A 23,913-nucleotide genomic window follows, 5' to 3' on the forward strand; every position below is an offset into this window, starting at 1 on the left:
CCTCGCATCAGTTCATCACCGGCGGCGGCGGTGCCACCGGGGCGGCAGGGACGGGCGGCGCGAACAACCCGGCCAGCTCAGCCAGTTGTGCGGCCGGTTGCCAGTTGGCCAGTCCCTCGCGCCACAGCAGGCTGTCGCGGGTGACGTGGCCGCTCTGCGCGTACTGCTGCAGCAGGGCGAAGCTGTAGGGACCGTAGGTCTGCCCGGCCACGCTCAGGTGGTAGTCGTACTGCGGCTGCAGCGGCACGCCCGGCGGCGGGGGCGGCAGGCTGCCGGGCGGTGCCGGCGGAACCGCGGCCTGCGGCGCAGGCGCCGCGGCGGCGGGAAACGCCACACTGGCGGGCGCCGCGGCCGCACCCAGCTGCTGCTCCAGCCAGCCGGCCTGGAAGAACTCGGCGCGCAGTTGCAGCTTCTCGCGGTGCTCGGGGTGTACCTCGTCGGCATACACATCGCCGCGCGAGCCGGCCAGGCGCTCGGCGAAGCGCTCCAGCTGGCCGGCGGCACGTTCCTTCCAGCTCTGCACCTGGCTGGCCGGATGTTCGGCCAGACGCTGCTCGTACTCGCGCATCAGCAGTTCGGCAAGCTTGTAGGGGAAGGTCAGGAACAGGGTTTCCGCATTGCCGCCCTCGCCGGAGCGCTTGAGCGGACGGTAGGCCTGCTTGCGGCAGTCGTCGAACAGCGCAACCAGCGCGGCCAGCTGCTGCGGGCTGTGCAGGGTGTTCAGGCGTCGGCGTACCTGCTCGACGATCTCCGTGCGCTGCAGGGCATCCAGGCCGTTCTGGCGCACCGCGAACTCGTCGCCGACGGCGAAGTTGTCGCCGTCGATGAGGATCTCGTACTTATCGTCGGCGCGGCGCTTGAGTACGCCGAGGGCGATGGCGTGCAGGTACAGCTTGAAGTCCTCGGCGAGCTGGCGGTACTGCTCCTGGGTCAGCTGGATCGGCTGGACGAACTGGCTGGTGCGCTTGTGGGTGTGCAGCGGGATCAGCTGGCTTTCCTTGCGGTAGCTGGCCAGGTAGGTGGGCAGCGGGGTCAGCGCCGGCGCCGGGAAGCCGCTCAGCTCGACGTAGCAGACCAGCTTGCCGGGGGTGCCGGATTCGATGAACTGCAGCTGGTCGGCGACCATCCCGGTGCCCTGCGGCAGCTCCTGCTGCAGCATCGCGCCGTACAGGCGCTTGAACTCGACGGCGTCCTTGACGCCGATCATGCAGGTGTAGTTCTGCCGGCCGATGCCGAAGCCGCCGGTCAGGCTCAGCGGCACCCAGGGCATGGCGCGCTGCAGCAGCAGGCGGAACTTCTCGCGCTGCTCCTCCGCGGTCAGCAACGCCAGCGCGGCCAGCAGCGGATCGCCGGTCGCCACCTGGGCGCTGGCCGGCAGCTGCTGCGCCGCCTTGTTGCGCAGCTTGAACAGCAGTTCCTCGCGACCCTCGTCGCTCTGCAGCTTGGCGAACAGGCTGCGCGAGCCGCCGAAGTCGGCGAAGGCGTCCTTGGCCCACTCGCGCAGCTCCGGCGACTGCGTCGGCATCTCGTCGCTGCCCTGCGGCAGCGCCAGGGGGATCAGGGTGGCGTGGCGTTCGCGGATGTGCGCGTCGATGCGCGCGATGTCCTCGTCGATGCCGGCCAGCAGGCTGTCGACGGCATTGCGGCCGTCCTGCAGGCGGCCGACGAAGCCGCTCCACTGCACGCGTCCCTGGTGGTCGACGCCCTGCTTGCGGCCCAGCCAGTCGGACAGCTCGCGCAGCAGTACCGCGGCCTCGCGGGCCGCGACATGGCGCACGTAGAACAGCAGGCTGTCGCGCAGGGCTTCCTTGACCTGGCCGAGCACCGTCTCGGCCTGGCGCTCCTTGCCGCTCAGGCGCGCCAGCAGGCCCTTGCCGGTGGTTTCCTTGAGGCGCTCGAATTCGCGGGCCAGCTCGGCGGTTTCCAGCTTCTCGGCCAGTTCGGCGAAGCGCACGGCGTTGCGTTCGAGGGCCGGGACGATGCCGCTGGTTTCGTTCTCCAGGCGGTCCTTGAGCATTTCCACCAGCGCCAGGGTGTAATCCAGTCCGCCGCGCTCGTCGTCGTCCAGGCGGCGGAACAGCTGCTCGGGCAGCGCGTCCTCGCAGGTCAGTGCGGCCAGACGCTTGAGACGGTTCTCGCGGATCAGCGCCTCGTGGTTGTGCTCGGCGCTGTCGACCCGGTTGCCCTTGGTGTCGCGGTCGAGCTGCTGCTGGATCTCGCGCACGTGCTGCAGCCACTGGTCCTTGTCGGCGCCGCCATGCAGCAGCTGCTCGAACAGGTGCTCGACCTTCTGCTCGATCTGCGCGCCGACGCTCAGCCCGCCCTCGACCTGCAGCAGGTCGTCGGCGACCTGGTAGTGGGTGAACTCGCCGGTGGCGTGGGTCAGTTCGACCTTGGCGAGGAACTCCGGCAGTTCGGTGAAGGTGCGCGGGACGATGGCCAGCTGCTCGCGCAGGAAGTCGTCGCGCTCCTTGTCGGTCGGCCGGTTGCCGTTGAAGCCGGCGTTGGCGATGCCGAAGAAGGCCTTGAGCATCTGCTGCACCTGGCGGTGCAGGCGCACGTTCTGGCGGGCGTCGACCTGGGTGTCGAGCACCGCCTGGCCGAGCGAGGAGTAATGGGTGGTGAAGCGCAGTTCGGTGTCGTCGCCGTAATCCTGGGGCAGGCGTACGCGGTGCGGCTTGATCTTGTGCTGGTTCTGGTTGACCGCCACGGTGCGCTTGCCGTTGGCGAAGTCCTGGGAGGTGAAGTCGCTGAAGAAGACGTCCGAGAGCATCTCGTAGAGGTCTTCCATGTCGCCGGTCTTGGCCTGGGCGACGTTGGTGTTGTCGATGATGTAGGCGTCGTCGTAGGGCCGGTTGTCGATGAACAGGTTGTCCAATGCATCCCACTGCTGGACCAGGCGATGGCCGCGCAGGGCGGTTTCCAGCTCCATCAGCGCGGCATAGGCGTTGGCCTGGATGCGGTCGGGGTTGGTCTTGCTGACGAAACCGCCGGGCAGCACGAAGAACAGGTCGACCTTGCCCTCGACGTGCTTCTCCTTGAGGATCGCCTTGGCCAGGTAGCCCATGTCGAGGAAGGCCCCGGAGCCGGTGCCGCCGGCCGCCGAGCCACAGATCACCACGCGCACCTTGCCCGGCTCGATCTCCAGGCCCAGGCGCTTGAGCTTGTCGGCCTGAGCGCCGATGTTGCTGAGCAGGCGCTCCAGCTTGCTGCGGATCTTGTCGCGGATCACCGGGTACTTATCGAAGAAGTACAGCCGCGACAGGGCGCGAATCTGCCCGGCCCCCTTGCTCGGGTCGATGCCCAGCTGGCGGATCTTCGCCGGGGTCAGCGGGAACCACTCGGCGACCTCGCGGTGGCGCTTGAGTTCGTCGTCGGAGTGGGTGTACTTGCTCAGGTCGAGGCGCTCGATGAGCTTTTCCTCGGAGGTGAAGGCCACCTGCTCGGCCAGCACGTCGGTCTTCACCGACTTGCCGTCCTGGGTGACCTCGCCGGCGTCCAGGTCGAAGTTGATGAACTGCGCCAGCGGGAAGTCGGAGATCTGCTGGACCCGCGCATTGCCGCCCCAGATCGCGTTGAGGATGCGCCGGCGCAGGCGGATGTTGACCTTCATGCCGGTGCCGCCGAGGGCGATGAACAGGGTCGGGCGGATCTTCTCCGTGACCGTCGCGGGGCTCTGCGGCAGGGGGTTGAGGGGCTCGTTCATCGGTCGACTCCTTGGGCCAGGCGGCGCTGGCGAAAAATCCTCTGCCGGACGGCCGCAGCCGCCCGGCCTCGACGGCTCAGCGCTTGGCGGAGAAAGTCATCAGCCAGGCGACCAGCGAGGCGGCGGCCAGGCTGCCCAGCGGCGCCAGGTAGAGCGGGGCCATGAACTGTCCGGCATTGATGAAGGCCAGCACGGCGATGGCAGCGACCAGCAGCAGGGTCAGGAACAGGAACCAGCCCGAGGTGTTGGCGCGGCTCGGCGCCACCCGCTCGCGCACCCGCCAGTTGGCATAGGCGTTCTTGATCACGAAGAAGATCGCCGCCAGCACCACCAGGGCCACCACGCCGACGATCACGTCGCGGCTGTCGGCCTTGGGCGGGCCGAGGTCGAGGCCGGTGGCGGGGAGTGCGCTGGTGGTGGCGGTGAGGGGGCTGGTCACCGGGGCGGGCAGTGCGCTGCTTTGGGCCATGAAGAGACTTCCTTGCGGTTGGGCGTTACTTGAGGGTCACGGCGCTGTTCGGGGCCTGCCAGGCGATCCGGGGCGAGCCCAGACCGCGCGCCAGGGTGGCGACCTTCTCGCCGCGGGCGTCGTGGATGTCGAGCTGGGCGAACGGCTTGAGCAGCACCTTGCGCGCCTCGCCTTCGACCAGCAGGGTGGTCGGCCGGCGGGCAGTGAGGCGCAGGCCGGCATAGGCCAGCAGGCCGAGCAGCAGCAGGCCGGCGCCGAGCAGCGCCAGCAGCGGGCCGATCGGGTGGCTGATGCGCAGCAGCAGCGGGATGCGGGTGGCCGAGGCGGTGGTTTCCGCCGGGGGGATGAACACATCGGGCAACGCATCGCCGGGGAACAGCTCGTTCATGTGCTCGACGAACTGCGGCGAGATGCGCAGCTGCTGGTCGTTGAGCTGGATCTCCAGGTGCCCGGCACGCTGGTAGCCGCTGGAGAGCAGCACCTCGCTGGACCACAGCGAAGGCAGCGCCGGCAGCTGCAGGTCGATGCTCAGCGGCGCCGAGCGCTGGCCCGGGTCGAGATTCTCCAGCTCGGCCACGGAGAGCTTCGCCGCCAGCGCCTCGCCGGGGATGTCCAGACCGAGGTCGATGCGCGCCGAGGCGATCTGGTAGGGATTGAAGCGGTTCTCGAAGGCACCGAGCAGGGTGGCGGTCTTCGCCGTGCTGTCGGCGTCGAAGTCGAGGATCAGCGTCTGGCGGTCGGCCGCCAGGCTGGCGCCGACGCCGGGGGTGTCCTGCAGGCCGGTGGGCACGAAGCGCACCGCCGCCTGGGTCAGCGGCTTGAGGCGGGCCTGGGCGCCGGGCAGCACCTCGGCCAGCGCCGGCTGCGCCAGTACCGCTTCGAGGGCCTCGCCGGCCGCCGCGCCGTAGGCGATGGCATAGACCATCAGGCCGTTGGCGGCGTAATTGGGGCCCTGCACCGGCATCTTGCGCGGGAAGGCGGCGATCCGGCTGATCACCGCCTCGCGGTGCAGCAGGTCGTAGAACTCGCGGTTGCGCAGCTGGGTTTCGCGACTGTTGTTGGGGCTGTTCTTGTTGTTGGTGACGATCCAGACGATCCCCTCGCGGCCTTCCAGAGCGGTCTGGATGGCCGCCAGCAGGGCTTCCTTGAAGTCGGTGTCGGCATAGGCGCCGCCGGCCTTGCGGGCCAGGGCGAGCTGCTCGATGGCGACCTGCAGTTGCGGGTGGTTGCCCGGCCCGCGATAGCTCCACAGCGGCGAGGGATGCTGGCTGCTGGCCTGGTTGAAGCCGCCCAGCACCACCTCGCCGCTGCCGGCGGCGGCGGCGATCAGCTGGCCGACCAGCGGCTTGAAGCCCGATTGCGGGTCCAGATAGAAGGGCTCCATCCAGCCCGAGTTCTGCACCAGGAAGACCTGGCGCAGCGCGGTGGTTTCGGCCTGGGCGGCGGTGCACAGACCGAGCAGGAGGACGGCAGCGAGACGGCGAAGGTTGTTCAGGACCATCGGTAGAGGGCTCCGTTCGAGTCGATGGCCAGCCACAGGGCGTCGTCGAAGACCAGCCACTGCGCATCCCAGGGGCGCTCCACGCTCAGGTGCAGGCTGCGCCGTTCGCCGTCGATGCGCTCCAGACAGTAGTCGGTCGGGTGGGGGCCGGGATTGGCGAAGAACTTCTGCACCGAGGAACGGTGATCGACCCGCAGGCCGAGCAGCAGCCGCTCGGCGGCGAACTCCATGAACGGGTAGAACACCTGCTTCTGGGTGTGCAGGTTGCGGTCGTACTCGTCCCAGGGCCGCTGCAGCAAGGCATCGGACTGGATGCTCAGGTGGCCGGTGCCCATGCGCGTGCCCTGCAGCAGACGCCGCTCCTGGAGGCGACCGTCGAGCTTCACGTAGCACATGGCCTGCCGCTCGGTTTCGATCAGCTGCTGCCAGAAGCCTTCGCCGTCGCGGAACGGCGGGCCGAACTCCGGGTACGCCTGCCAGCCCTGCGGCCAGGCATGCCAGCGCACCTGCGCCTGCGCGCCGTCGTCCAGGCGCAGCTCCAGGTAGCCCTGACTGCCGACCCACAGCAACTGGCGGTCGGCGGCATTGAGGATCGGGGCGGACAGCTTCTGCAGCGCCGGGGCATCGATGTCCTCCAGCGCCCGGCTGCTCCAGGCCTCGCCAGCGCTGTCGGCCAGCAGCACGCGACCGTCCTGCAGCAGCGGCACATAGACGCGCCCTTCCAGTTCGCCCGGTGCACCCAGGGCTCGGCCGGAGCAGCGCTGCAGGCGATAGCTGAGCTGCAGCGGATCGACGCACAGGCTGGTGGCGCCCTCCGTACCGGCCAGCAGCAGGCGCGGGCCGGCGGCGGTGTCGAGCAGGGCCAGCCCCCAGGCCCAGAGCTCCAGGTCGAAGCCGCCCAGCGGCTGCTGCTCGGCGACCAGGCTCAGCCACTGCTCGCTGCTGCGCTGCCAGAGGAACAACTCGCCGGCGCGACTGAGGGCGAACAGAGCGTTGCCGTGGCCGCCCAGCGGCGCGGCGAAGTACAGCAGACCGCCCTTGCGCGGCGCCTTGAGGACCTGCCGGTGATCGTCGAGGCTGCCCGGCCGGGCGAGCAGGCGTTCGAGCAGGGCGCCGGCCGGACTGCCGGCGCGCTCATGGCAGCGCCAGCCGCCGGTCTGGCCATAGGGCGGCAGCCACGGCTGCGTCTCGCCCGGCGCGCCCAGCGGGGCGCCGCAGTGCGGGCAGTGGCGGAAGGCGGCGGGCAGGAAGGCCGACACCCGGCAGCGCGGACAGCGCCGGGTGGCGATGAGGAAATCGAGATCGCCGAGCGCCTCGGGCAGCGGAACGCCCCGATGGCTGCGCAACTGGAAGGCACCCTGGCCGTCTTGCGTCCAGAACTGGTCTTCGAGATGCCACTCGCAGGCATCGCCAGCGTCGATGATGTCCATATGATCCTGTCGTCACGATCCGTTGTGGATACACCAGCCCCCGGGAACGGATTGGCGCGGCGGCGGCGGTCGGATGACCGCGACCGTTGGTCGGTGCAAGTCGCTGTGGTGCGGCATGATGGCATGTGGAGATCGCTTGTCAATTGGCGCCTTGGCCGGACGATTTCCGGCCGGCGCCCTCACGGCAGCCGCAATCCGCCTTCGCTGCGATGCAGCGTGCGCAGCTGCTCGCCGAGGGCGGCGAGGTTGGCCGCGCCGCCGTCCAGTTCGACGCGCCGGGGCGGGTCGAGCAGCGCGCGCAACTGGCCGTCGAGGCGCTCGCCGAGCGCCTGCAGGCGCTGCTGGCGGGCCTGGCTGGCCCGTTCCAGGGCCTGCAGCTCCTCCGCCTGCGGCAGGCCGTAGCCGCCGTCGAGCAGTTCCGCCGGGCGGCTGAGGAAGCCGCTTTCCGCCAGCAGGCGGGCGAAGGTGCGCTCGGCCTGCGGCGCCGCGCCGTGGCGGCGATCCAGGTGGCGGCGCTTGAGCTCGTCGAGGGCGAGCAGTTGCTGGCGGCGCAGCGCGGCCTGTTCGAGCAGCAGCAGGGCGGCACTGGCGCGCAGATCGGCGGCGGCGAAATGCGCGCGCCGCGCGGCGGCCGGCAGGGCCAGCCAGTCCTCGACCGCCGCGACCGGCAGGTCCAGCTGGCGCCGGGCGATGGCGAACATCGCCCGGTAGCGCTCGGCGAAGGAGTCGAAGCGATAGCCCAGGCGCAGCGCCTCGCGCGGGTCGTCGAGCACCCGGCGGTCGGCCAGGCCGCGGGCGTCGAGCAGTTCCAGCAGGCCGCTCGGGGTGATGCTGTCGAGCCCGGCCAGGCGCGGATCGGCGCTGCCGCTGCGCAGCAGCTTGAGGGTCTCCACCGCGCAGTTGTTGCTGAGGAACCAGTATTCGCCGTCCTGGCTCCAGTGCAGTTCGGCGGCGCGCTCGGCCAGCGCGCGCACCTGGGACGGCGCCAGGCGCAGCGGCAGCGAGGCGAGGCCGCGCAGTTCCACCTTGGTGTATTCGTCGACCACCTGGGCCAGCGGCAGCAGGAACAGCCGCGAGGGATAGGCGCCGGTCAGGCCGTCCCAGCTCGACAGCTGCAGGTCGTCGACGAAGGCGCGGTAGGACAGCACCAGGTGCTCCTGCAGGTCCAGCCGGCAGTCCGGCCCCGGCGCGCGGCCCGGCGCGCAGATCACCAGGCGCAGCATGCTGTGACCCCAGCGGCTCACCCACTGGTCGTTGGCCTCGGCGTACAGGTAGTCCACCGCGTAGACCCGCGCCGGATCGAGGCGGCCGAGCGGCGCGCGGGCGAAGTCGCGGCCGGCGTCCAGGTATGGCAGGGTAGCGGCGCAGGTCGCGCGCGGCGCCGGCGCCCAGCCGAAGTGGTCGCGCAGGTAGCGGTACAGCGCCGGGCGGCGGCAGGCGTAGGCGGGATCGAGGAGGAAGTATTCGAGGTTGACCGCGACGAACTCGCGCGGGTTGTGCCGCTCGTAGGCGTCCGGACTGCGCAGCCACAGCGGATTGTCCGCCTCGCGGGCGCCGCGCCGGCCGACCCGCTCGGCCCAGCCGGCCAGGTCGAGCAGCCGCGGATCGTCGCCGAGGGTGAAGCGCCGCGCCGTCTGGCCGCGGCACTCGACGGGCAGGCCAGGCTCGCCGAGGCTGCGCGCCTGCTGCCGGCAGCGGCGGATAAGGCGCGCCTCGGCCGCGTTCCAGGCGCGCTCGCGGTCGTAGAGGTGGGCCAGTTCGTGGATCAGGGTGGCCAGCAGCTCGCGGCGCAGGGTGCCGTGGCTACGCCCGGTGCGCTGCCGGGCGGCGCTGCCGTCGGCCAGAGCCGGCAGCAGCCGGGCGTTCAGCTCGAAGGCGCTGCGCCGGCTCAGCCGGCCGTAGGCGTCGTCGGGCAGCGCCGTGCTCCAGCGCACCCGCACGCGGCGGTCGAGGCGCTCGCGCAAACGCGGCGGCAGCGCCGCCTGCGCCTCGTCGAGCAGGGCTTGGCTGGCGGCGCGTTCGGCGGCGCTCAGGCCGTCGGCCGCCAGCTCCAGGCGCAGCCCCGCGCCCGCCTCGGCGGCCAGCGCCAGGCCGAGGCCGCACAGCAGCGCCAGGGCGCGGCCGATCACCGGGCGAGCAGGGCCTGCGCCAGCTCGGCGTCGCTGGCCTGGTGGGCCTCGGGCAGGCGCTCGCGCAGCACGCGCAGGGCGGCTTCCAGTTGCGCGCCGCGGATCGCACCGTCGCTGGCAACGAAGCTGGCGGCGTCGTCGCGGGCCGCCTGCACCACCTTCAGGTCGCGGATCGAGGTGGTGGTGTCGGAGGTGAAGTCGAGGCTGCGGTCGAGGGCGCGCACCAGGATGTTGCTGGTGGCGACCAGGGTCTGCGCCTGGGCGCCGGCGGCGAGCAGCAGGCCGAGGGTCGCGACGGCGAGAGCGGAACGCATGGGAAAGTCTCCTGTGGGGTTGGGCGGGGCGGCCGCGCCGGGCGTCGGACGAAAAACGCCGGCATCCGGCGCCGCCCGCAGGCGGTCTTACAGCACCAGGATGGCGCGCGCCAGCTGGCGGTCGTCGGCGTCGAGCTGCGGGGCGCGCTCGCGGATGTGGCGCAGCGCGGCCTCCAGGCGCGCGCCGCGGATCGCCCCGTCGCTGGCGACGAAACTGGCGGCGTCGTCGCGGGCGGCGAGGACGATCTTGTCGTCGCCGAACGAGGAGGACAGGTCGCTGGTGCTTTCCGAGACGCCGACGCTGGCGCCGGCGAGGGCGTCGGTGGTCATCACGAAGCTGGTGGCCTGGGCCTGGGCGGCGCAGGCCAGCAGGCCGGCGGCGAGGAGAAGGGCGAAACGGGGCATGGCGATCATCCTGCAGTGGCATCACGGAATCGGTTCGGACCACGGGGGCGGCGCCGGGTTCGCCGGCGCCGCAGGGTCGGCACGGCGCGCAGACTGCCCGAAGCCCGGCCGCCTGCCAAGCCCGCCGCGCCGGGCGGCCGGCTAGGCGGGCGCCCCCGACGGCGCATGGCGGCGCACCGCCCAGAGCACCCCGCCGATCAGCAGGACGATGGCCAGCCCCTCCAGCGGGGTCGGCCCGCGCTGCAGGTAGAGGAAACCGTAGAGCAGCGCGAACAGCGTCTCGAAGACGATCAACTGGCCGCTCAGGGTCAGCGGCAGGCGCCGCGAGGCGGCGTTCCACAGCAGGTTGCCGAGCCAGGAGGCGAGCAGCGCGGCGGCCAGACTCAGGCCCCAGAAGGCCAGCCAGCGCGACTCGCCGGCCTCCACCCGCAGGCTGTCGGGGAACAGTACGGCGGCGCCCAGCCACAGCACGGCGGCCAGCAGGCCGGTGACGATGCCCCACAGGGTCGACCACTCGCCGCTGCTGAAGCGGCTCTGCTTGAGGTGGCGGGCGTTGGCGGCGGCAAAGGCGGTCCAACACAGCAGCGCGCCGAAGGCGCAGGCCACGCCCAGCAGTCGCTCCTCCAGCGGGCGCGCCGGCGCCGGGTCGAACAGCAGGGTTTCCAGGTTGATGCAGGCGATGCCGCCGAGCACCAGCAGCAGCGGCAGGGCCAGCCGGCCGAGGGGCAGCGCATCGGCCTCGCGACGACCGAGCAAGGCGACGGTCAGCGGCACCACGCCGACGATCAGCGCGGCGATCGCCACCCCGGCAAGCTGCACCGCGCTGGCCAGCAGCAGGTAATAGAGGAGGTTGCCGGTCAGCGCCAGCTCCACCAGCTTGAGGGCGTCGCGCAGGTTCAGCCGGCGCAGCAGGCCGGGCGCCACCGGCAGGGCGATCAGCAGCGAGACCAGCCCGTACAGGCCGTAGCGCGCGCAGCTGAGCAGCAGCGGGCCGAACTCCGGCAACAGCCCGGGAATCAGCAGCACCAGTCCCCAGGTCGCCCCGGCCAGCCCGCCATACAGCACCCCGCGCTTCATCGCCCACCCCCTCTGCCATCGAAGCGGCAGAGGATAGGGGGCATGCGGGGGCGGCGGCAAACCGGGCGACGACCGGCCCGCTTGCGGAGTGGCTCGCGACAGGATCGTCTTGGCTACTGCGCACAATCCGGCGGCGGAATGACGTTATCGACTCAGAGCGCGATGCTGCGCGCCGGATAAAACAGGATATTGAGCAGCAGCAGAAGTGCCCACAGACCGATTTCCAGAGTCTCGGAAATCGGTTGAATCCGTTTTATTGCGCCATATACATGCACTGCCAGCATGAACAGGAAAACCACGAAAAGCATGTCGAACGCATAACTGAAACCGGTTCCCGTGGTCACGGCACGCAGCATGGCCAGCTCGACCAGCAGAATGAACGCGCCGAGGCAGCGACCGAAATAGATGGCCAGGTGCCGATGCTCTGGAATGCTCCAGCCCATGGCCCTGGCCCAGGCCAGCGGGGCGATGAAGAGGGGCAATGCAAAGAACAACGTGGTCACGACCATCAGGATCGTGAGGTATTCCTTTGCGTACTGCGCGTAATAACCCAGCATCGAACGATCCCTCTCTCAGAAATGCATGAATACCTCTGAGACGCAGGGTCGATATTCCCGGATAACGCTGTCAAGCGCAGGCGGGAAATGCGGTACCAAAGAAGGTGCCGGCATATTTTTAAATCACTCTTAAGATGCAGGCAGATAATTCCAAGGCGCTATGCAAGCGTTATCTCTGCGGCAATAACAGCAGCCCTCGACGACGCAATTCTGCCCGGTGCGAATGAGCCCCGCGCCGAGCACGGCACAGCGCGCCCTGCGGCCGCGCGACTCACCCCGCAGGCCTGCCGCCCTCCAGCGCCCGCCACACCCGCCCCACCGCCGCCTTGCGCAGCAGCGCGCAGCGGTACAGGCGGATCTCCAGCGCCACCTGCCAGTGCTCGGCCCCGCACACCGCCAGCTCGCCGCGGGCCAGTTCGTGCTCCACCGACAGGCGCGGCACCCAGGCCACGCCGAGACCCTGCAGGGCCATGCTCTTCAGGCTGTCGGCCATCGCCGTCTCGTAGACGGTGGTGGCGCGCAGGCCGCGCTGGCGCAGCAGCAGGTTGACCGAGCGGCCGAGGAAGGCACCGGCGCTGTAGGCCAGCAGCGGCACGCTCTGCCCGCTGTCCAGGTCGTAGAGCGGGCGGCCGCTGGCGTCCGCCGCGCAGACCGGCAGCATCGCGGTGGCGCCCAGGGGCAGCGAGGGGAATAGTTCGGGATCGAGCTGCAGCGAGGCGTCCGGGTCGTAGTAGGCGAGGATCAGGTCGCAGGTGCCATCGCGCAGGGCGTGCATCGCCTCGCCGACGTTGGCCGCCACCAGGCGGCTCTTGATCGCCAGGCCGGCGCGGCGCAGGCCGGCGATCCAGCCGGGGAAGAAGCCCAGCGCCAGCGAGTGGGCGGCGGCGAACTGCAGCACCTCGCCCTGCTCGCCTTCCAGGTTGTGCAGGTGGCGCACCACTTCGCCGAGCTGCTCGACCACGCTGCGCGCGGTGACCAGGAACAGCTGGCCGGCCTCGGTGAGTTCCACCGGGGTGCGCGCGCGGTTGACCAGGGTCAGGCCGAGGGTGTCCTCCAGGGCGCGGATGCGCCGGCTGAACGCCGGCTGGGTGACGAAGCGGCGCGTCGCCGCCTGGGAGAAGCTGCGGGTGGCGGCCAGCGCGACGAAGTCTTCCAGCCACTTGGTTTCCAGGTTCATCGAGCCTCCGGCGCGCCGGGCAAGCCGCGGCGTCAGGTTATCGTTACAGGCGCGTCATGCCGAACCGGCATGACCCAGCGGGCAACGGCATTGGCCGCCGCGGCGCCGCAACCCCTAGTCTATGGGCATCGCGGCCCTGCCCGCACTGTCCCGGAACGCCATCCCATCATGTCCGCTGCTGCATCCTTCCGCACCGAAAAAGACCTGCTCGGCACCCTCGAAGTCCCCTGCGAGGCCTATTACGGCATCCAGACCCTGCGCGCGGTGCACAACTTCCGCCTCTCCGGCGTGCCGCTGGCGCACTATCCGAAACTGGTGGTGGCCCTGGCGATGGTCAAGCAGGCGGCGGCCGACGCCAATCACCGCCTCGGCCATCTCGACGACGCCAAGCACGCGGCGATCAGCCAGGCCTGCGCGCGGCTGATCCGCGGCGAGTTCCACGAGCAGTTCGTGGTCGACGTGATCCAGGGCGGCGCCGGCACCTCGACCAACATGAACGCCAACGAGGTGATCGCCAACCTGGCGCTGGAGGCGATGGGCCGGCCGAAGGGCGACTACCAGGCGCTGCACCCGAACAACGACGTGAACATGGCGCAGTCGACCAACGACGCCTACCCGACCGCCATCCGCCTCGGCCTGCTGCTCAGCCACGACGCCCTGCTGGCCAGCCTGGACAGCCTGATCCAGGCTTTCGCCGCCAAGGGCGAGGACTTCGCCTCGGTGCTGAAGATGGGCCGCACCCAGCTGCAGGACGCGGTGCCGATGACCCTCGGCCAGGAGTTCCGCGCCTTCGCCACCACCCTGGGCGAGGACCTCGACCGCCTCAAGCGCCTGGTGCCGGAACTGCTCACCGAGGTCAACCTCGGCGGCACCGCGATCGGCACCGGGATCAACGCCGATCCGCGTTACCAGAAGCTGGCGGTCGAGCGCCTGGCGGCGATCAGCGGCCAGCCGCTGGTGCCGGCCGCCGACCTGATCGAGGCCACCTACGACATGGGCGCCTTCGTGCTGCTCTCGGGCATGCTCAAGCGCACCGCGGTGAAGCTGTCGAAGATCTGCAACGACCTGCGCCTGCTGTCCAGCGGCCCGCGCACCGGGATCAACGAGATCAACCTGCCGCCGCGCCAGCCGGGCAGCTCGATCATGCCCGGCAAGGTCAACCCGGTGATCCCCGAGGCGGTCAACCAGGTGGCCTTCGAGGTGGTCGGCAACGACCTGGCGGTGACCATGGCCGCCGAGGCCGGCCAGCTGCAGCTCAACGTCATGGAGCCCTTGATCGCCTACAAGATGTTCGACTCGATGCGCCTGCTGCAGCGCGCCATGGACATGCTCCGCGAGCACTGCGTGGTGGGCATCACCGCCAACGCCGAGCGCTGCCGCGAGCTGGTCGAGCACAGCATCGGCCTGGTCACCGCGCTCAACCCCTACATCGGCTACGAGAACGCCACGCGCATCGCCAAGCTGGCCCTGGACAGCGGCCGCGGCGTGTTGGAGCTGGTGCGCGAGGAAGGCCTGCTGGACGAGGAGATGCTCGCCGACATCCTGCGCCCCGAGCACATGATCGCCCCGCGACTGACCACGCCCAAGCACTGAGTCGCCGCGACCGCGCCCCGCCCATCCCGTGGCGGGCGCGGGACCGCCCCTCTGCCAGGCGCCGCCATCCCCTCCTTGTCGGCATACAACGGGGCGGCGGCGCCTGCTTTCGTCCGCCGCCAGCGCCCCGCCCTCTCCCGCTGCAACGCTCGCGATAACTCCCGCCGCCGCGCGGCGCGCCTTCACTCGATCTCGAACAGCCCGTCGCGCAGGTGCGCGCCGCCGAGGCGCGCGCGGATGTCGGCATCGATGCGCGGGTCGTCCGGGGCGTAGAGCATCACCTGGCGATAGGCGGCGACCCGGTTGATCTCCGTGCCCAGGTAGTCCCAGACCACCCGGGTGCAGGCCGGGGTGCGCCGGTCGCCGCTGGAGACGCCGGTCTTCAGGCCGTTGAGGCGGCTGATCCGGCTCTTGAAGCTGGGGATCAGGATGGTCTGGCTCATCTCGTTGCCGGTCAGCGACTCGTAGTCGATGAGGAACAGCCGGTCCTGCAGGTAGAAGGCCGCGCCCAGGTAGCGGCAGCGCACCCAGTCCTCGGCCTCGCCGACCCGCGCGCGTTCCTGGCGCTCCTGGCGCTCGAACAGGTAGCTGCCGCGCTCCTCGCGCAGCTGCACCAGCGACAGCAGGATCCGCCCCGGCACCGACATGCAGTTGGCGTATTCGAAGTAGTAGCCGCAGTAGCGCTCCAGGCTGGCCGCATGCTGGCGCAGCGGCTGCAGCAGCTCGAGCAGCGGATCGCCCGCGGCGGGCGAGTCGCTGGCGCCGCGGGCGCCGACCAGGCGGGCGAACTGCTCGGCCGGCAGGCCCAGCTCGTACTCCTCGACACCGAAGAAATCGCAGATACGCTTGAGGTTGTAGGCGGTCGGCCGGCTCTGCCCGCTGAGGTACTTGTTGAACTGGGCACGGTTGATCGACAGCTTGCGGCACACCTCGGCAATCGAGCGGTAGTGGCTGCACAGCAGGCGGAGGTTGTCGCCGATGGCGTCGGACATGGGGCGGCTCCGGGTGATGCGAGTGACGCAAGTCTAGCATCGACTCGCATCACATCGCCGCGACCCGCGAAATTGCCGCGCGCGGCGGGTTGCCCAAAGATTTGCGCAGATGCCATCCCGGCCCGTTCAGAACAACAAGAGGCACCCACATCATGCTCGATCTCCTCAACGACCTGCTGTGGAGCAAGGTCCTCATCGTCGCCCTGGTCGGTCTCGGCCTGTTCTTCACCCTGCGCTCGTCGCTGGTGCAGCTGCGCTACTTCGGCGACATGTTCAAGATCTTCGCCAGCGCCAGCGTGCGCAAGGAAGGCCAGCTCAGCTCGTTCCAGGCGCTGATGCTCTCGGTGGCCGGCCGGGTCGGTGCCGGCAACATCGCCGGGGTGGCGGTGGCGATCATGCTCGGCGGCCCCGGAGCGGTGTTCTGGATGTGGGTGGTGGCGCTGCTCGGCATGGCCACCAGCTACTTCGAGTGCTCGCTGGCCCAGCTGTACAAGCGCCGCAACGCCGACGGCACCTACCGCGGCGGCCCGGCCTACTACATCCAGCACGGCCTCGGCCAGCGCTGGATGGCGGTGCTGTTCTCGGTGCTGCTGCTGGCCACCTTCGGCTTCGGCTTCAACGCCGTGCAGTCCTTCACCCTGGCCAGCTCGATGCACGATGCCTTCGGCGTGCCGACCCTGGCCACCGGCGTGGTGCTGGCGGTGGTGATGGCGGCGATCATCTTCGGCGGCATCAAGCGCATCGCCAGCATGGCCGACGTGCTGGTGCCGGTGATGGCGCTGTCCTACATCGGCATGGCGCTGTTCGTGATCGCCACCAACATCGGCGAAGTGCCGGCCACCCTGGCGCTGATCGTCAAGAGCGCCTTCGGCCTCGAAGAGGCCTTCGCCGGCAGCGTCGGCGCGGCCATCGTGATGGGCGTCAAGCGGGGCCTGTTCTCCAACGAGGCGGGGCTGGGCAGCGCGCCCAACGTCGCCGCGGTGGCCGAGGTGCCGCACCCGGCCGCCCAGGGCATCGTGCAGTCGCTCAGCGTGTTCATCGACACCCTGCTGATCTGCACCAGCACCGCGCTGATCATCCTGCTCTCCGGCGTCTACCAGCCCGGCACCGAGATGGCCGGCGTGGTGATGACCCAGACCGCACTGGCCGCGCTGGTCGGCGAGTGGGGGCGGATCTTCGTCAGCCTGGCGCTGCTGCTGTTCGTGTTCACCACCCTGGTCTACAACTACTACCTCGGCGAGAACGCGCTGGGCTTCTTCAGCCAGAAGCCGGCGCTGGTCAAGGCCTACCGCGCCCTGGTGATCGCCCTGGTGCTGTGGGGTTCGGTGCAGGATCTGTCCACCGTGTTCGCCTTCGCCGACGTGACCATGGGCCTGCTGGCGCTGGTCAACCTGATCGCCATCGCCCTGCTGTACAAGACCGGCCTGCGCCTGATGCGCGACTACGACGCGCAGATCCACGCCGGCACCGAGCAACCGGTGCTCGACCGTCGCCAGTTCGCCGACCTGGACCTCGACCCGGACGTCTGGAACCAGCACGGCGAGCGCAGCGCCGCGGCGCCGGACCACTCCGCCAGCCACCGCCGCGGCTGAGCGCGACGGCCGGCGCAGCCTCCCCGCGCCGGCCTCTCCCGGCAGACCCGAGAAGCGCCTCCCCAGGCCAATGGCGAGGTGCCTTCGGCCGGCTCGGCTGCGACAATCCCGGTCTTTCGTTGACGCGCATCCAGGAGTCGATGCCATGAACGCCCCCCGCCAGCTGCTGGTGCTCTACACCGGCGGCACCCTCGGCATGCAGATGAGCGCGGACGGCCTGGCGCCGGCCGGCGGCTTCGACACCCGCCTGCGCGCCGAGCAGGCCGCCCATCCCGAACGCCCGGCGCCGCCCTGGGTGTACCGCGAACTGAGTCCGCCGATCGACAGCGCCAACATGACCCAGGGCCACTGGCTGGCGATGCGCGAGGCCATCGTCGCCGCCGTCGAGCGCGACGGCTGCGACGCCGTACTGCTGCTGCACGGCACCGACACCCTGGCCTACAGCGCCGCGGCGCTGTCCTTCCTGCTCCTCGACCTCGGCCTGCCGGTCGTGCTCACCGGCGCCATGCTGCCGGCCGGCGCGCCGGGCAGCGACGCCTGGGACAACCTGTTCGGCGCCCTCGCCGCGCTGGCCGCGGGTGTCGCCCCTGGCGTGCACCTGTACTTCCACGGCCGCCTGCTGCACGGCGCGCGCGCCCTGAAGCGCGACAGCGCCTCCTTCGACGCCTTCGCCGAGGCGCAGCGCCCGCGCCAGGCGCCGCGCGCTGCGGTGCCGGCCAGCCTGGACTGGCGCCGCCCACGCCGCGCGGTGAACCTCGCCGTGCTGCCGCTGCACCCGGCGCTGCAGGCCGTCCAGGTCGAGGCGCTGCTGGACAGCGGCGTCGAGGCCGTGCTGCTGGAGTGCTACGGCAGCGGCACCGGCCCGGCCGACGACGCGGCGCTGCTGAACGCGCTGCGCCGCGCGCACCGCCGCGGCGTGGTGCTGGCGGCGATCAGCCAGTGCCCGCAGGGCCACATCGACTTCGCCACCTACGCCGCCGGCAGCCGCCTGGCCGCCTGCGGCCTGGTGTCCGGCGGCGGGATGACCCGCGAGGCGGCGCTGGCCAAGCTGTTCGCCCTGCTCGGCGCGGGCCTGGAACAGGCCGAGGCGGAGCGCTGGTTCGCCGTCGACCTGTGCGGCGAGCTGGCCGACTAGCGCACCGCGACAGGATTGGACGGCGGCGGGCGCCTCCGCGCTGCTGCTCAGCGCCCTGCCCACCGGCACCGGGCCGTTCATGCCCGCCGCGCACTACCGCCGCGAGGCGGCGCGGGTGTCGCGCGCCATCCTGCTGTCCACCCTCGGCTCGCTGGCCAGCCTGTCGCTGCTGCGGGTGCTGCTCGGCCCCCGAGGCAACGCCCCGCGGGCCGGACGATCCGCGGGGCTGCGCCGCGACGGCTCAGCAGCCGCCGAGGGTCGGCTTGACGCTCTCGCCGGGGAAGAACAGCGGGCGCAGGCGCACGCCGAAGGTGTTGCCGGCGAAGGCCGCCGCCACCCACAGCCAGCCGTGCAGGCTGCCCGAGGCGATACCGCTGAAGTAGGCGCCGATGTTGCAGCCGTAGGCCAGCCGCGCGCCGTAGCCGAGCAGCAGGCCGCCGAACACCGCGGCCAGCAGCGAGCGGCGCGGGATGTTCAGGTTCGGCGCGAAGCGCCCGGCCAGGCCGGCGGCCAGCAGCGCGCCAAGCACGATGCCGACATTCATCACCGTGGTGATGTCCTGCCACAGCGGCGCGGCCAGCGCCTTGGCGTTGGCCGGCGCCTGCCAGAAGGCCCAGGCCGAGACGTCCAGCCCCAGGCCCTGCGCCGCCTTGGCGCTCCACAGCGCGAACGCCGAGGTGACGCCCCACGGCCGCCCGGCCAGGGCCAGGGTCGCGTAGTTGAGCAGCACCAGCGCCAGCGCGCCCCAGAGCAGCGGCCAGGGGCCGCGCAGGAAGCGCTGCAGGCCGGCCGTGGCGCTCGCCGCCGGACGTTCCAGGGCGCCGTGGCGGCGCTTCTCCAGCACCACGGTAAGCACCGCGATCAGCGCGAACACCGCCAGGTTGAGGGCCAGCGCCGGCACCACGCCGAGGCTGTGGACCAGCGACAGCGGCGCCAGCGCCGGCAGGGCGAACCACCAGTCGACGTGCTGGGTGGCGATCAGCGAGCCGATGCAGAAGAACAGCAGGGTCACCAGCATCCGTGCGTTGCCGCCGCCCACCGTGTACAGGGTGCCGGAGGCGCAGCCGCCGCCCAGCTGCATGCCGATGCCGAACAGGAAGGCGCCGACGATCACCGAGGTACCGGCCGGCGAGACGAAGCCGGTGACCGGCTGGCCGAACAGCGAGCCGGCGCCGAGGGCCGGGAAGAACAGCAGCACGGCCAGCGCCAGCAGCACCATCTGCGCGCGCAGGCCGGCGCCGCGGCGTTCGACGATGAACACCCGCCAGGCCGAGGTGAAGCCGAAGGAGGCGTGATACAGGGCCAGGCCCAGGGCGCCGCCGACCAGCAGCAGCAGGGCCTGGCGGCTGTCGACCAGGCTGTTCAGGGCCAGGGCGGCCAGCAGCAGCAGGCCGCCGGCGACCAGCGGCGTGGCGCTGCGGCGCTCGGCCGCGAGGGGAAGGGCAGAACTCATGATGACTCCAGCAACGGACGAAAAAAGCCCGGGCATTCTAGTCAGGCATGTGTGCTGCCGATAGATCGTTAAGCTATTAGCAAATGACCGTACATCCGTCTGGCGCGCGGTTTTCCAGCTGCGGCGGGCCTAGCGACGCGCGCCCGCGCCCCGCCGCCCGGCCTCAGCTGCCGACGATGCGAAAGCCCACCTTGAGGGTCACCTGATAGTGGCCGACCAGCCCGTTCTCGATGTGGCCGCGGGTTTCCAGCACCTCGAACCAGTCCATGTGATGCACGGTCTTGGCCGCCTCGGCCAGCGCATTGTTGATCGCATCCTCGATGCTGGTGCGCGACGAGCCGACCAGCTCGATCTTCTTGTAGGTGTGGTGATCCGACATGACGGGCGCTCCTCTGTGCGTGGGTCCTTCTCAACGCTAGACAAGGCGCCGGCAAAGCGCCACGCCGGAGCGCTGCCGCGCGCCCGGCCGCCGCGCTATGCTGGAGTTCCCCCGCCACCGCCCGGAGCTTCGCATGCGCGCCCCTCTCCTGCTGGCCGCCCTGACCCTGCTCGGCGCCTGCGCCAGCCCGCTGCCCGCGCCCGATCCGCAACAGGCGTGGATCGAGCTGCGCAGCGAACCGGGCGATCTGCTGATGGCCGAACGCCTCGACGGCCGGCGCCTGAACGACGGCCGCTACTTCCAGATCGCCCCCGGCGCCCACCGCCTGGAGGCCAGCTACCGCTTCGAGGTGCAGGTCGGCCCGCTGATCGGCCGCGAGCCGGTGCAGATGCTCTGCTACCTGCGCCTCGACCACGACGCCTTCGCCGCCGGCGCGCGCTACCGGCTGGTCGCCCGCCACTACCTGTTCCAGCCGCGCCTGTGGCTGGAGGACGCCGACGGCCGGCGCCTGGCCGAGGGCCGCGAGCGCCACTGCATCCACCAGTAGGGTCGCGCCCGGTAGACTGGCGGGCGTGCCCTTTCCCGGCGGCCCGCCCGCCCTGCGATGGAGTCGCCATGACCGCCCTGCTGCTCGCCCTCTGGCCGCTGTTCGCGCTGATCGTCGCCGGCTATCTGCTGCACCGCGCCGACTTTCCCGGCGCGGCCTTCTGGCCCGGCGCCGAACGCCTCAACTACTTCGTGCTATTCCCCGCGCTGCTGGCCTCCAGCCTGGCCCGCGCGCCGCTGGACAACCCGGCGCTGCCGCGCCTGGCGCTGGCGGTGCTGCTCGCGCTGGGTCTTGGCTGGCTGGTGCTGCTGGCGCTGCGCCGGCTGCGCGGCTGGCCGGCGGCGCGCTTCGGCGCCCTGGTGCAGGGTTCGCTGCGCTTCAACACCTACCTGGGCCTGGCCGCCGTGGGCAGCCTGTACGGCGCGCCGGGGCTGACCCTGGCGGCGCTGATGCTGGCGCTGATGGTGCCGACGGTGAACCTGCTGTCAGTGTGGGCGCTGAGCGCCGAGCGCGGCGCCAGTCCCGCCGCGCTGCTGCGCCCGATCCTGCGCAACCCGCTGATCCTCGGCTGCCTGGCCGGGGTGGCGCTGAACCTCTCCGGCATCGGCCTGCCCGGCGGCAGCGAGCGCCTGCTCGGCCTGCTGGCCGCCGCCAGCTTGCCGCTGGGGCTGCTCTGCGTCGGCGCCGCCCTGCGCCCGCAGGAACTGCGCGGCGAGGGCGCGGCGCTGCTCGGCAACGCCCTGGCGCGGCTGCTGCTGATGCCGCTGCTGGCCCTGGGAGTGGCCCGGCTGCTGGGGCTGCCGGCGCTGGAGAGCAGCCTGCTGGTGCTGTTCTTCGCCCTGCCCACCGCGCCGACCGCCTACACCCTGACCCGCCAGCTGGGCGGCGACGCCCACCTGATGGCCGGGATCATCACCCTGCAGACCCTGCTGGCGGCGCTGAGCCTGCCGCTGCTGCTGGCCTGGGCGTTGTAAGGGCGCGGCCGGGCACCGACCGGTGGATGCCTGCCCGGCGACGGGGCAGCAAAAAGGCGCCCGCAGGCGCCTTTTGGCAACGCGGACGGCAGGCGTCACTGCCCGGCGTCGTCCTCGCGCTTCTTCAGCTTGGGATTGGGGAAGAACTGTACGGTCTGCACCTTGGGGTCGGCGGCCTTGGGCTTGAGCGCGCCGATGTTGACCCGGGTGGGCAGTTCCTTGGGCACCGAGTTGCCGCGGGCGTCGAGGGTATCGGCGTAGCCGCAGGTGACGCAGTGGCGGTTGGGGGTGCCGTCCTCGTCCCACATCTGGATGGTGTCCATCGCCTCGCAGGCCGGGCACACGGCGCCGGCGATGAAGCGCTTGGTCACGGTGACGATCGGTGCCTCGCTCATGCTGCCTCCTCGCTCAGACCGCTGTGGCGCAGCAGGGCGTCGATCGACGGCTCGCGGCCGCGGAAGTCGACGAACAGCTGCATGGCATCCTCGGAGCCGCCGCGGGCGAGGATCGCCTCGCGGAACGCACGGCCGGTTTCCGGGTTGAGCACGCCCTCTTCCTCGAAGCGCGCGAAGGCGTCGGCGGACAGCACCTCGGCCCACTTGTAGCTGTAGTAACCGGCCGCGTAGCCGCCGGCGAAGATGTGCGCGAAGCTGTTGGCGAAGCGGTTCCAGGCCGGCGGCTGCATCACCGACACCTGGTCGCGGATCTCCTGCAGCACGCCCTGCACGCCGCGGCCGTCGCCGTGGGTGGCGTGCAGCTCGAAGTCGAACAGCGAGAATTCCAGCTGGCGCAGCAGCATCAGCCCGGACTGGAAGTTCTTCGCCGCGAGCATCTTGTCCAGCAGCTCGCGGGGCAGCGGCTCGCCGGTCTCGTAGTGGCCGGAGATCAGCGCCAGCCCTTCCGGCTCCCAGCACCAGTTCTCCATGAACTGGCTGGGCAGCTCCACCGCGTCCCAGGCCACGCCGTTGATGCCGGAGGCGCCGGGGTATTCGACGCGGGTCAGCAGGTGGTGCAGGCCGTGACCGAACTCGTGGAACAGCGTGGTGACCTCGTCGTGGGTCAGCAGCGCGGGCTTGCCGGGTGCGGCCGGGGTGAAGTTGCACACCAGGTTGGCCACCGGGCTGATCCGCTCGCCGGCGGCATTGCGCCAGCAGTCGCGGGCGCCGTCCATCCAGGCGCCGCCGCGCTTGTTGGCGCGGGCGTAGAGGTCGAAGAAGAAGCGCCCGACCCGCTGGTCGTGCTCGCTGATCTCGAACAGGCGCACGTCCGGGTGCCAGCTGTCGAACTCCTTGAGTTCCGCAATCTGGATGCCGTACAGGCGCTCGACGATGGCGAACAGCCCGGACAGCACCTTGTCGATCGGGAACCAGGCGCGCACCTGCTCCTGGGAGAGGGCGTAGCGGCTCTGGCGCAGCTTCTCGCTGAAGTAGCCGACATCCCAGCTGTGCAGCTCGGCGACGCCCTGCGCGGCGGCGAAGGCGCGCAGCTCGGCCAGATCCTTCTGCGCGAACGGCTTGCCGCGCACGGCGAGGTCGCGCAGGAAGCCGAGCACCTGCTCGGTGGACTCGGCCATCTTGGTGGCCAGCGACAGCTCGCCGTAGTGGGCGAAGCCCAGCAGCCTGGCCAGCTCCTGGCGCAGGTCGAGGATCTCGGCCATCAGCGGACCGTTGTCGAACTGCCCGGCGTTGGGGCCCTGCTCGGAGGCGCGGGTGGCGTAGGCGGTGTACACCTCCTCGCGCAGCGCGCGGTCGTCGGCGTAGGTCATCACCGCGTAGTAGCTGGGGAACTCCAGGGTCACCAGCCAGCCATCCAGGCCCTTGGCCTCGGCGGCCTGGCGCATCTGCGCACGGGCCGACTCCGGCAGGCCGGCCAGCTGCGCCTCGTCGGCGAGGAGCTTGGTCCAGGCCTGGGTGGCGTCGAGCAGCTGGTTGGAGAACCGGCTGGACAGCTCGGAGAGGCGCATCTGGATGGTGCCGTAGCGCTGCTGCTGCTCGGCGGGCAGATCGATGCCGGACAGGTGGAAGTCGCGCAGGGTGTGTTCGAGGATGGTCTTCTGCGCCACTGCGAAACCGGCCGCCGCGGGGCTCTCGGCCAGCGCCTTGTAGGCCTGGTAGAGGCCGCGGTGCTGGCCCAGCTCGGTGTAGTAGGCCGACAGCTTGGGCAGGCAAGCCTCGTAGGCGGCGCGCAGCTCGGCGCTGTTGCACACCGCGTTGAGGTGGCTGACCGGGCTCCAGGCCTGGCCGAGACGCGCGTTCAGCGCGTCGAGCGCCAGCACCAGGCCGTTCCAGTCGGGCGTCTCGCCCTGGGCGGCGAGGATCTCGGCGATGGCCGCGCGGTTGTCTTCGAGGATCCGGTCGACGGCCGGCTCGACATGCTCGGGACGGATCGCCGAGTAGGGCGGCAGATCGAAGGCTTGCAGCAGGGGATTGTGGGCAGTCACGGCGTTTGACCTTGCAGTCGGAGGAATCACGAGGCTCATGGTA

At 70.9% G+C, this 23,913-nt stretch carries 20 protein-coding genes and 1 pseudogene; 6 read left to right on the forward strand and 15 right to left on the reverse strand.

Going from position 1 to position 23,913, the window contains the following annotated elements; genetic code table 11:
- Nucleotides 1–7 precede the first annotated feature (7 nt).
- The 10 genes from BLU22_RS04900 to BLU22_RS04945 all read right to left on the reverse strand — a co-directional run bounded on the left by BLU22_RS04900 (nucleotide 8) and on the right by BLU22_RS04945 (nucleotide 12,765).
- Nucleotides 8–3,706: a tubulin-like doman-containing protein gene (locus BLU22_RS04900; protein WP_090212576.1), complete on the reverse strand. Its 3,699-nt coding sequence runs from the start codon at nucleotides 3,704–3,706 to the stop codon at nucleotides 8–10.
- A gap of 76 nt (nucleotides 3,707–3,782) precedes the next feature.
- On the reverse strand, nucleotides 3,783–4,175 hold the full coding sequence (locus BLU22_RS04905; protein WP_090212578.1) for a hypothetical protein: 393 nt from the start codon (nucleotides 4,173–4,175) through the stop codon (nucleotides 3,783–3,785).
- 25 nt (nucleotides 4,176–4,200) lie between these two features.
- Nucleotides 4,201–5,676, reverse strand: a complete 1,476-nt coding sequence (locus BLU22_RS04910; RefSeq protein WP_090212580.1) for a hypothetical protein — start codon at nucleotides 5,674–5,676, stop codon at nucleotides 4,201–4,203.
- Nucleotides 5,667–7,106: a zinc ribbon domain-containing protein gene (locus BLU22_RS04915; RefSeq protein ID WP_090212581.1), complete on the reverse strand. Its 1,440-nt coding sequence runs from the start codon at nucleotides 7,104–7,106 to the stop codon at nucleotides 5,667–5,669. The genes BLU22_RS04910 and BLU22_RS04915 overlap by 10 nt, the downstream gene beginning before the upstream one ends.
- Before the next feature lie 179 nt (nucleotides 7,107–7,285).
- Nucleotides 7,286–9,232, reverse strand: a complete 1,947-nt coding sequence (locus tag BLU22_RS04920; protein ID WP_090216274.1) for a DUF7844 domain-containing protein — start codon at nucleotides 9,230–9,232, stop codon at nucleotides 7,286–7,288.
- Nucleotides 9,232–9,549 carry a DUF2388 domain-containing protein gene (locus tag BLU22_RS04925; RefSeq protein WP_090212583.1) on the reverse strand — a complete coding sequence of 106 codons (318 nt, stop codon included), beginning with the start codon at nucleotides 9,547–9,549 and terminating at the stop codon, nucleotides 9,232–9,234. Before BLU22_RS04925 ends, BLU22_RS04920 begins: the two co-directional genes overlap by 1 nt.
- An 87-nt stretch (nucleotides 9,550–9,636) precedes the next feature.
- On the reverse strand, nucleotides 9,637–9,954 hold the full coding sequence (locus tag BLU22_RS04930; protein WP_090212584.1) for a DUF2388 domain-containing protein: 318 nt from the start codon (nucleotides 9,952–9,954) through the stop codon (nucleotides 9,637–9,639).
- A gap of 141 nt (nucleotides 9,955–10,095) precedes the next feature.
- A complete protein-coding gene (locus BLU22_RS04935) occupies nucleotides 10,096–11,031 on the reverse strand; it encodes a DMT family transporter (protein WP_090212586.1) in 936 nt (311 codons plus the stop codon).
- A 152-nt stretch (nucleotides 11,032–11,183) separates the two neighbouring features.
- Entirely contained in the window at nucleotides 11,184–11,588 is a 405-nt protein-coding gene (locus BLU22_RS04940; protein WP_090212588.1) for a hypothetical protein, read from the reverse strand.
- Between the two features lie 271 nt (nucleotides 11,589–11,859).
- On the reverse strand, nucleotides 11,860–12,765 hold the full coding sequence (locus tag BLU22_RS04945) for a LysR substrate-binding domain-containing protein (protein WP_090212589.1): 906 nt from the start codon (nucleotides 12,763–12,765) through the stop codon (nucleotides 11,860–11,862).
- 168 nt (nucleotides 12,766–12,933) lie between these two features.
- Between BLU22_RS04945 and BLU22_RS04950 the strand changes: the two genes are divergently transcribed.
- Nucleotides 12,934–14,358, forward strand: a complete 1,425-nt coding sequence (locus BLU22_RS04950; RefSeq protein ID WP_090212591.1) for an aspartate ammonia-lyase — start codon at nucleotides 12,934–12,936, stop codon at nucleotides 14,356–14,358.
- Between the two features lie 182 nt (nucleotides 14,359–14,540).
- On the opposite strand, the gene BLU22_RS04955 is transcribed toward BLU22_RS04950, so the two are convergent.
- Nucleotides 14,541–15,350 carry a helix-turn-helix domain-containing protein gene (locus tag BLU22_RS04955; protein ID WP_090212592.1) on the reverse strand — a complete coding sequence of 270 codons (810 nt, stop codon included), beginning with the start codon at nucleotides 15,348–15,350 and terminating at the stop codon, nucleotides 14,541–14,543.
- Nucleotides 15,351–15,502: 152 nt separating this feature from the next.
- Between BLU22_RS04955 and BLU22_RS04960 the strand changes: the two genes are divergently transcribed.
- From BLU22_RS04960 to BLU22_RS15235, 3 genes and pseudogenes are all read left to right on the forward strand, one after another.
- Nucleotides 15,503–16,942 (forward strand): alanine/glycine:cation symporter family protein, encoded by a 1,440-nt coding sequence (locus tag BLU22_RS04960; RefSeq protein WP_090212593.1) that lies wholly within the window; start codon nucleotides 15,503–15,505, stop codon nucleotides 16,940–16,942.
- A 145-nt stretch (nucleotides 16,943–17,087) separates the two neighbouring features.
- On the forward strand, nucleotides 17,088–18,077 hold the full coding sequence (locus BLU22_RS04965; RefSeq protein WP_090212595.1) for an asparaginase: 990 nt from the start codon (nucleotides 17,088–17,090) through the stop codon (nucleotides 18,075–18,077).
- 34 nt (nucleotides 18,078–18,111) lie between these two features.
- Nucleotides 18,112–18,261: pseudogene (locus BLU22_RS15235) on the forward strand (AEC family transporter); the annotation flags it as partial.
- Between the two features lie 57 nt (nucleotides 18,262–18,318).
- Here the strand turns inward: BLU22_RS15235 and BLU22_RS04970 are convergent.
- Nucleotides 18,319–19,530, reverse strand: coding sequence for a YeeE/YedE family protein (locus BLU22_RS04970; RefSeq protein ID WP_090212597.1), 1,212 nt, complete (start codon nucleotides 19,528–19,530; stop codon nucleotides 18,319–18,321).
- Between the two features lie 163 nt (nucleotides 19,531–19,693).
- Complete coding sequence (locus tag BLU22_RS04975) at nucleotides 19,694–19,909, reverse strand: dodecin (protein ID WP_090212599.1); 216 nt, start codon at nucleotides 19,907–19,909, stop codon at nucleotides 19,694–19,696.
- A 133-nt stretch (nucleotides 19,910–20,042) separates the two neighbouring features.
- Between BLU22_RS04975 and BLU22_RS04980 the strand changes: the two genes are divergently transcribed.
- Together BLU22_RS04980 and BLU22_RS04985 are read left to right on the forward strand one after the other, a co-directional pair.
- Nucleotides 20,043–20,456 (forward strand): PA0061/PA0062 family lipoprotein, encoded by a 414-nt coding sequence (locus tag BLU22_RS04980; protein WP_090212600.1) that lies wholly within the window; start codon nucleotides 20,043–20,045, stop codon nucleotides 20,454–20,456.
- 68 nt (nucleotides 20,457–20,524) lie between these two features.
- A complete protein-coding gene (locus BLU22_RS04985; RefSeq protein WP_090212602.1) occupies nucleotides 20,525–21,430 on the forward strand; it encodes an AEC family transporter in 906 nt (301 codons plus the stop codon).
- Nucleotides 21,431–21,525: 95 nt separating this feature from the next.
- On the opposite strand, the gene BLU22_RS04990 is transcribed toward BLU22_RS04985, so the two are convergent.
- Together BLU22_RS04990 and prlC are read right to left on the reverse strand one after the other, a co-directional pair.
- Nucleotides 21,526–21,825: a YheV family putative zinc ribbon protein gene (locus BLU22_RS04990; protein WP_090212603.1), complete on the reverse strand. Its 300-nt coding sequence runs from the start codon at nucleotides 21,823–21,825 to the stop codon at nucleotides 21,526–21,528.
- Nucleotides 21,822–23,909: an oligopeptidase A gene (gene prlC, locus BLU22_RS04995; protein ID WP_162274134.1), complete on the reverse strand. Its 2,088-nt coding sequence runs from the start codon at nucleotides 23,907–23,909 to the stop codon at nucleotides 21,822–21,824. The genes BLU22_RS04990 and prlC overlap by 4 nt, the downstream gene beginning before the upstream one ends.
- Between the last annotated feature and the right edge of the window lie 4 nt (nucleotides 23,910–23,913).

Source organism: Pseudomonas guangdongensis (genome assembly GCF_900105885.1).
GTDB classification, from domain to species: domain Bacteria; phylum Pseudomonadota; class Gammaproteobacteria; order Pseudomonadales; family Pseudomonadaceae; genus Geopseudomonas; species Geopseudomonas guangdongensis.